Annotated in this window: 7 protein-coding genes; 6 read left to right on the top strand and 1 reads right to left on the bottom strand. The window is 40.1% G+C overall.

Going from position 1 to position 8,719, the window contains the following annotated elements; all coding sequences use genetic code 11:
* The first annotated feature begins 442 nt into the window (after positions 1–442).
* From OCV43_RS05540 to OCV43_RS05515, 6 genes are all read left to right on the top strand, one after another.
* The gene (locus OCV43_RS05540; protein WP_262623599.1) at positions 443–1,711 is read left to right on the top strand and encodes a GNAT family N-acetyltransferase; all 1,269 of its coding nucleotides are present in this window, start codon (positions 443–445) and stop codon (positions 1,709–1,711) included.
* Positions 1,712–1,949: 238 nt separating this feature from the next.
* Positions 1,950–2,183: a helix-turn-helix domain-containing protein gene (locus OCV43_RS05535; RefSeq protein ID WP_022242419.1), complete on the top strand. Its 234-nt coding sequence runs from the start codon at positions 1,950–1,952 to the stop codon at positions 2,181–2,183.
* A 19-nt stretch (positions 2,184–2,202) separates the two neighbouring features.
* The gene (locus tag OCV43_RS05530; RefSeq protein WP_022242418.1) at positions 2,203–2,493 is read left to right on the top strand and encodes a hypothetical protein; all 291 of its coding nucleotides are present in this window, start codon (positions 2,203–2,205) and stop codon (positions 2,491–2,493) included.
* A 17-nt stretch (positions 2,494–2,510) separates the two neighbouring features.
* The gene (locus OCV43_RS05525) at positions 2,511–2,909 is read left to right on the top strand and encodes a hypothetical protein (protein ID WP_022242417.1); all 399 of its coding nucleotides are present in this window, start codon (positions 2,511–2,513) and stop codon (positions 2,907–2,909) included.
* A gap of 526 nt (positions 2,910–3,435) precedes the next feature.
* Positions 3,436–4,137 (top strand): ABC transporter ATP-binding protein, encoded by a 702-nt coding sequence (locus tag OCV43_RS05520; protein ID WP_262623598.1) that lies wholly within the window; start codon positions 3,436–3,438, stop codon positions 4,135–4,137.
* 28 nt (positions 4,138–4,165) lie between these two features.
* Positions 4,166–7,366 (top strand): FtsX-like permease family protein, encoded by a 3,201-nt coding sequence (locus tag OCV43_RS05515; RefSeq protein WP_262623597.1) that lies wholly within the window; start codon positions 4,166–4,168, stop codon positions 7,364–7,366.
* On the opposite strand, the gene OCV43_RS05510 is transcribed toward OCV43_RS05515, so the two are convergent.
* Positions 7,363–8,685, bottom strand: a complete 1,323-nt coding sequence (locus OCV43_RS05510) for a polysaccharide biosynthesis protein (RefSeq protein ID WP_227701344.1) — start codon at positions 8,683–8,685, stop codon at positions 7,363–7,365. The genes OCV43_RS05515 and OCV43_RS05510 overlap by 4 nt on opposite strands.
* Positions 8,686–8,719: the final 34 nt, after the last annotated feature.

Genomic DNA, 8,719 nt, shown 5'->3' with positions numbered 1-8,719 from the left:
CAAAAATAGAAAAATTCATACAAAGAAACGCCAAAACCGACATTTGCCGGAGTTGGCGTTTCTTAATTAGGGACTTATTTTACAGCCCCTTTTCTTTTACGATAATGTGAAATAAAAACAAAACTGGATGAGTGGCTGTGCTTTTGCGAGTAATAATAGTAAGATGAGAACTTCTGGATATAACATTTTTTTGCCTGCTTTTTTCATGATTATACCTCCTTTAATATGGTGAATATTAAACTCTCTTTTTTTTACAGCTTAATTATATTACCTCATAATTTATAGTCAATAAAACGGGATACAGCCGCATTTATCCTTTAATATTTATTCAAACGCTTAATGAAATATTTGCTAAACAAATATTTAATGGTTATTTGTTTAACTATCCTATAATATAGAATTATCAAATAAAAACGTTTTGCTAAACAAAGGAGGAACCTGTATGAGTATTGAAGAATTACAGAGCACATTAACTTTTTCAAATTTATGTGACTTAATTAAAAAAGAAATGCCATTGTCAATATTGTTGACTGACAATAACGGGAAAAAAGAAATCTTAAAACTTAATCAGGCTGAAATTGTTGGACTTATTCTGGGATTCAGGGATAAATATATGTATTCCATAATGCTTGATGATAAAGAGAGTTTCAGAAGTTTTCATCCAAGTTTAAGCCAGTACAAAAATGGAAAAACTCCAATTCCGATAGAAGTGCGGAATGCATACGGTGATGAATCCCAAAAAAACGAATTACATAAATATATAAAAGAAACTTTTATTGATAATATGGAAAATCCCGGTGCATTTAAGGAAGAACTGTGTGAACTCATTAATAATGTTCCGGATAACAGTTGGAAAAACACTCTTTTAGAGGAAAAAGATGTTACTGTATTGCTTAGTAAGGCATTAGGCATTACAATGAACGCTCGTCTACATATGCAATATTTAAAACAGGAAAATAAAAAGAAAAAGGAAAAGACTGTGCTCGCTTTTAATCAAAAAAATAAGAATAATTGTGATAAAATATCTCCGACACATTCTATTACAATTACAATAGCTGGCACAGAACTTCCAAATGACATTGTTTTTCATAATATAGATGATGCAATTTTATATTGCACAAAGAATAATTATCTTATTAACTATTTATTATCATTGTCATCTACGGCACATATCGTTTATGTGCAAAAATCAAATTATGAAATTCGTAAACTTACGTTGAAGGAATTTCCCGTGGCGCTTGACTTCCTTGAATTATATAAGAGTGAATTCAGACCAAAAAGTTTTTGGCCGGAATATAATATTTCTAAATTGTGTGAAGAGGGATTGAATTCTGGTATTTGGACTGCTTATGGTTGCTTTGATGGTGATAGATTAATTGGATATATCGATTATAAAATCACTTGGATTTCAGGAATAGAAATTGGTACAGAGTTAGTAGATCCGCAATATCGGGAACAGTCTATAGCAACTGCGTTGATAAATCTTATCCGCTTGCAATATTCTTTTTTGCCAACATTTTCCGGCACTTATGAAGAAAACGAAAATATGATAAAAACTTTTAAAGTAGCCGGATATAATGTCGATGTCAGCAAGGGACGTAATGGGTTAATAAAAGAACGCATAGATATAACACACCCGAACGAGGATGAATTTACAACAAATTCCATATATTTTATTGCAGAACCATTTTTGGATGGATATGCAAAATAAAAGTAAACTGCGTAGCAATTGAATAATTGGGAAATCCCACTTATTTCCCGAAATGAGTCATTATGAATATGTCTTCTGTTTCATTAACAGAAACGTATGAAATGGCTCATTTTTTATTTACGCGAGTAGCAAGAAAAATGCGTTTCGCATAGTTGATTTGGAAGTTTTGAAAGAGTACTTTTTCGTTGACAAAAAGTTATCATATATGATAACATTGAGATAGTTGTTGAGGTGAGAAATGGAGAAGAATAAGAGCAGGGAGCAGTCGACGCGTTCGGATGTGGTGCGTCAGTTGAAGGCGGTGCGCAAGGAACAGCATATTACCCAGGAAGTGCTTGCGGAGCGGGCGGGCACGAAGAAATCCAATATTTCCAGATTGGAGAGCGGAAGATATAATCCAAGTCTGGATTTTCTGGTGAAGGTAGCAGGCTGTCTGGGGAAGACCGTAGAGATTCAGATTATGGACAAATAGAAGGAGACAGGGTATTATTATGAAGAAGAACAAACCGAAGACCATGGGGAAAAATATTGACCGGGATGTGGAATTATGCAGAACTACCAATGCCAGAGTCAGCAGTCAGATGATGCGGACACTGGTAAGCCATGAGATTCCATTTACACAGAACTGGGTGAGAGTTCCATTTTATAAGAGAGTTGCTTATAATGGGGCGAAGGAAGTCTGCGTTATCAGTACACATTATAACCAGTATCAGCGGGCGAGAAGAGTATTAGACCATATGGAAGTGGTATATCGGGAACGCATGATTTTGCATGCGGTATAAGACAGGAGGAAAAAGAGATGGAGAGCTTAACAAAGCAGTTTCCGGATAAGGAGACCTTTGACAAATTCTTTGTAGAGAATTTCAAGACTATGACTTACGAAGATGTAAAAGAAGGCTTAGAGGAATTAGTCAAGGCAGAAGGATTAAATATATTTCAGGATGATTATGTGAAAAATGTACGGAAAGAGGATTTTAAAGAGCATCTTTCCAAGGGCGCACGATTTGAATTTGAAAATGCCATGACAGAAGCATTTTACGATAAGAATCCGGAAGTATATGAGGCGGCATTTGGACTTTACGAAGAAGTACCAAAGCAGGCAATGGCAATTACTGAGACTTTTCACCGCACGTATCAGGAGATATATGAAGAGAGTTTAAATTGTATGTTTGATGCAGTGATAGCTCCGTTGTTATAAGAAAAAATTTTTCGGATATTTGAATGTATAATCCGCTTTTTTAGAATAGCAGATTCTGACTGTGATTCTAAGAAAGTGGATTTTTTGACTTTAGAAAAATTTAATTTCAAAAAGTGAAAAGATTGTGCTACCATTACAATAAGCAGGTAACAGGTGATTGTGAAGGAGATAGATTTTGTTATCAGGACTATCTTTCTGATGTTTGTAAGAATTGCTGCATGGTTCGTCGAAGTACAGATGCCTGATAAAGGCTGTTAGGGACACTGGGAATTTCATCAGGAAACAGGCAACGCTGGTACAGGGATGTACCAGCGAGGCACAACTGAACATGGATGTGAATTTGTGCCGGTTGCCGGATGAAATTAATACGATAACGAAATTCCCAGTGTCCCTTGCAGGCATTATGTGGCATCTGTCTTCGACGGACAGTGCAGCGATTCAGCCAAAGCAACCGGAAAGACGGTTTTTATAACTTTCCGTTTGCACAATCACTTGAATAACCAGAATAAAAGGAGGAAGCTATCAAATGGCATTTGTATCCTTTCAGAATGTAAGTAAAGTATATAAAACCGGAGAAGTTACGATAGAAGCATTACATGATGTGAATTTTGAGATAGAAAAGGGAGAATTTTGCGTTATCGTAGGAGCGTCCGGAGCGGGAAAGACAACAATATTAAATATATTGGGAGGAATGGATTATCTGACCACCGGAAAAGTATATCTGGATGGAGAAGAAGTCTCTGCATATAATAAGCGGCAGCTTACCAGTTACCGGAGATATGATGTGGGATTTGTATTCCAGTTTTATAATCTGGTGCAGAATCTTACAGCATTGGAAAATGTTGAACTTGCAGCACAGATTTGCAAGGAACCGTTAGATGCAGCAACAGTTTTAGATGAGGTGGGCTTAAGTGAACGGAAAGCCAATTTCCCGGCACAGCTATCCGGTGGAGAACAGCAGAGAGTAGCAATTGCGAGAGCACTGGCAAAGAATCCGAAGGTGCTGCTTTGTGATGAACCGACAGGCGCACTGGATTACAATACCGGAAAAGCCGTTTTAAAACTGTTGCAGAACACCTGCAGAAAACAGGAAAAAACAGTCATTGTAATTACACATAATCAGGCACTGACCGCAATGGCAGACCGTGTCATTACCGTAAAGAGCGGAACCATTCAAAAGATAGAGAAAAATGAACATATCGTGGATGTCGATGAGATTGAATGGTAGTCCATGTGGAAAAGAAAGGGTTTGAAATATGAAATCCATGATGAAGAGAAATACATTTCGTGAGATAAAGAAAAGCTTTGGAAGATATTTTGCTATCCTTGCCATTATTGCACTGGGTGTTGCATTTTTTTCCGGCCTTAAGATTACCCAGTCGGTCATGGTGCATTCTGCGGATGTCTATTTAAAGGATTTGCAATTCTATGATTATCGTCTGGTATCCACACTTGGCTTTACAGAAGAAAATGTAGAAGCACTGGCAGAAAAAGAAGATGTCCGGGCGGCAGAGGGTGCCATATCGGCAGAGGTTCTTTATAAGGATGCCGGAGAAAATGAGCGCGTTATCAAGATGCATTCCATCACAGAGAAGGTCAATAAACTGAAGCTGGTTGCCGGAGAAATGCCGCAGTCTGCTGATGAATGTGTGGTAGATTCCGTACTTTTTTCAGAAGATGCCATTGGAAGCAAGCTGGTTCTTTCGGAAAATAATACAACAGATGATTTAGATAAATTTGCATACAAAGAATATACGATTACCGGACTAGTACAGTCACCGTGCTATATCCAGTTTGAACGTGGCAATACATCCATTGGAAATGGCAGAATCAGCGGATTTGCCTATATATTAAAAGATGGATTTGCAGTAGATTATGACACAGAAATCTATATTAAATTTGATGAAGATTATGACATCTATTCCGATGAGTATGATTCCTATATGGACGCAAAGGAAGCAGACTGGGAGGCCTATACAAAGGAACAGGCAGATATCCGTTATGAAAAGATTGTAAAAGACGCACAGGACGAACTGGATGAGAAGAAGGAAGAGTTAGAGGAAAAGCGGGCAGAAGCGGAAGCGGAATTAGAATCGGCAAAGCAGCAGCTTACGGATGGAGAAACAGAGATCTCCGATGGAAAAAATCAGATTGCTTCTGCAAAGACCGAACTTTCTGCTAAAGCATCGGAGCTGCAGTCCGGGAAGGATGCATTGTCTTCTAAGGCGGCAGAATTAGAGAGCGCATCGCAGCAGATTTCCGGGCAGGAAAGTGCACTGGCAGCAAAAAAGGCAGAGTATGAGCAGGGATTGAATGCTTATTTGGCAGCAAAGCAGCAGGTGACGGATCAGAGAAACAGCCTTGAGGCCGCAAAAGCGCAGTTGATGGAAAATACTCCGGGCTATGAAGAGATGCTGGCACAGATTGAAGCCGGTTTAACGGAGGTTGCCGGTGCAGAAGCAGAATTAAATGCAAAGAATGCGGAATTAGAAGCAGCCGCAGGTCAGCTTTCTTCTACGGAAAGCCAGCTGGCAGCCGCAAAGCAGCAGATAGAAGATGGAAAAAATGCACTGGCAGCTGCCGAGGCAGAGCTTACGGATGGGGAGAACCAGCTTGCGGCAGCAAAAGAACAGATAGAAGAAAAAGAAGATCAGCTTGAGGCTGCAGAAACAGAGCTGGCAGACGGCTTACTGCAGTATCAGGAGAAGCAGAGTGAATTTGATGAGCAGATGCAGGATGCGGATGACCAGATAGCAGATGCACAGAGTAAGATAGATGAAATCGAGAAACCGGAGACTTATGTACTGGACCGGAATACCAATGTAGGTTATGTGTGCCTGAAAAATGATTCCGGTGTAGTAAAAGGAATTGCCAATGTATTTCCGGTATTCTTCTTTCTGGTGGCAGCGTTAATCTGTATGACTACCATGAACCGGATGGTGGAAGAACAGCGGACACAGATTGGTGTGCTAAAGGCACTGGGTTTTAGTGAAGGAAAGATAATGGGAAAGTATCTTTTCTATTCCGGCTCTGCAGCCATCAGCGGAACGTTAATCGGCTATGTGCTGGGAATCCATTTCTTCCCGTTAGTCATCATAACCGCCTATGGAATTGTCTATAAAATGGGTGGGATTTATTATGTGTCTGACCTGCCATTAGTACTGGTTTCACTTACCGTTGCAGTACTTTGCTCCGTTGGGACGACCTGGCTGTCCTGCCATAAAGAGTTAAAAGAAGTGGCGGCAGATTTGATGCGGCCGAAAGCACCAAAAGCCGGAAAACGTGTATTCTTAGAGCATGTACCATTTATCTGGAAGAGACTTAAATTCTTGCAGAAGGTATCCGTAAGAAATATTGTCCGCTATAAGAAGCGTTTCTTTATGATGGTAATCGGAATCAGCGGCTGTACGGCATTGCTGGTGATGGGCTTTGGTGTAAGAGATTCTGTAGTGGCAGTGGCAGACCAGCAGTATGAAGAAATCCAGCTTTACAACATCGGAGTTACATTAAAAGCTGGAAAGATGCCGGGAGAGGCCGACCTTAAATCTTTAGATTCTGTATTGGAAAAGGAAAATGCAGCAGGCATGTATGCCATGGAAAAGACCATTGACCTGGTGACAGATAAAGGAACTAAGTCGATTCATATGGTGGCAGTGGAAAATCCGGATGAAGTAGGAGACTTTATTTCACTGCATACAAAGAAACAGGAGCCGATTGCTTATCCAAAAGAAGGAGAAGCAGTACTTTCGAAGAAAGTGGCAGAAACCTATGCAGTCAAAAAAGGCGATACGATTCTGCTGCGTGACAGTGACAACAATGAGATGCACTTAAAAGTCACCGGAATCTGTGAGAATCATATTTATAATTATGTATACATTGCACCGGAATCCTATGAAAAACAGATTGGGGATGTGGTATTTAAAAATGTGTATGTGAGACTGCCGGATGCGTCAGATATTCATGAAGTGAGTGCGGCACTGATGAAAGCAGATGGTGTGACGGCAGTAACCGTTAATTCCGATATGTTAAGCCGGATTTCACAGATGATGTCCTGTATGAATTATATTGTCATTATCATTATTATCTGTGCCGGAGCACTGGCATTTATCGTATTATATAATCTTAATAATATCAATATTACGGAACGGGTGAGAGAGATAGCTACCATTAAAGTATTAGGCTTCTATCCAAAGGAAACGGCATCTTATGTGTTTCGGGAGAATATGGTCTTAACTGCCATCGGCTGCGGACTGGGACTGATTTTAGGAAAATGGTTCCATCGTTTTGTAATGGGTGAGATACAGATTGATATGGTATCCTTTAATGTACAGATTAATGCAGTAAGTTATCTCTTTAGTGTTTTGCTGACGATGGGCTTTGCATGGATTGTAAACTGTATGATGACAGGCAAATTAGAACGTATCAACATGGCAGAATCCTTAAAATCAATAGACTAAAGCAGGCTGTTTTCTGGCGATTTCTTTCTGGCAAACCGAAGGAGCGCAAGAAAGGATAAAAAAGTAGTCAGCAGTTCGCCTGCAAGCATGCCATAGAGGTAGCAGCGGATGCCATATGTTGGAATCAGTGCATAGATAAAGAAAATGCGTAAAGTGCAGCCGCTCATATTAATGTAGAACGCACGTCCCGGTTTCCCTAGACCGTGAAGAACGGAAGTAAGGGTGGTGGACAGATAGAGGAAAGGGCAGATCCAGCTTAATATGAGTATGAAACTGCCGGCTAATGTGTTCTGGAAAACGAATTGTCCAATCCATTTCCCAGTCAGAAGAAAACCGAAGGTACAGGAAAAGCCAAGAAGCAGACAATAAAACACCGTTTTTTTAATAGTACGGCGGATTAAGTGAAAATCCTTTCTTGCATAGGCTTCTGAAATAGCAGGCATCAGCAGCACCGAGACAGAATTTACAAGGACATTGGGAAAAAGAATCATTGGCATTGCCATTCCGGTAAAAATGCCGAAGACGCTCAAGGCATCCTGATTGCTGTAGCCATATTTTTTTAAGCAGATGGGAATCAGAATGGCTTCAATACTGGAAAATAAGTGATATGCTACGTGATTGGTGGTAAGGGGCAGCGCAAAGAGGGAAAGCTCCTTAAAAATTCTTTTTATATGCCTGCTGCACTTTTGGAAATGAAGGCAGCTTACGGAAAAGAGTGAAGAGGCCAGTTCACCGCAGACAACACCCCAGACAGCAATGGATGGGGTGATGGGATAACTTTTTTCCAGGCAGATAAGATAAAGTATATAGACACTTAAGACCCGGACAACCTGCTCCATAAGCTGGCTTACGGATGGCACCAGAGTTTTCTTCTTCCCATAATAATAACCATTGATACAGGCATGGACACTGGCAGGAATCAGGCAGTAGGAAAGAATAACTAGGAGTGGAGCACAACGGGATTCATCTAAAATATGAATGGCAATAAAATCAGAATAAGAAATCAGAATAACAGTAAGTGAGAGTGCAATTCCCACAGAAAGAACCAGACCGGCATAGAGGTAACTCATGCCGGTATTTTTATGGTCGGCTGCAGCAACAAAGCGGGAGACAGCGGTCTGGATGCCTGAGGAACTGAAGGCAATACAGAGGGCAAAAACCGGAAAAATAAGCTGATAAATTCCAAGACCTTCTGCACCAATTATGCGGGAGAGGAATATTCTATAGAAGAAACCGATTACTCTGTTGGAAAGTCCGGTCACAGTAAGCAGGAGAGTACCGGCAATCAGTGGATTTGAAATGGATTTCAACGGTTTCAATTGGAGCCTCCATGAAAAAGCAGATTTGTCAAAA

Source organism: Roseburia amylophila, from assembly GCF_025567465.1.
GTDB lineage: Bacteria > Bacillota > Clostridia > Lachnospirales > Lachnospiraceae > Roseburia_C > Roseburia_C amylophila.
This window is presented reverse-complemented; position numbering and strand designations above follow the sequence as displayed.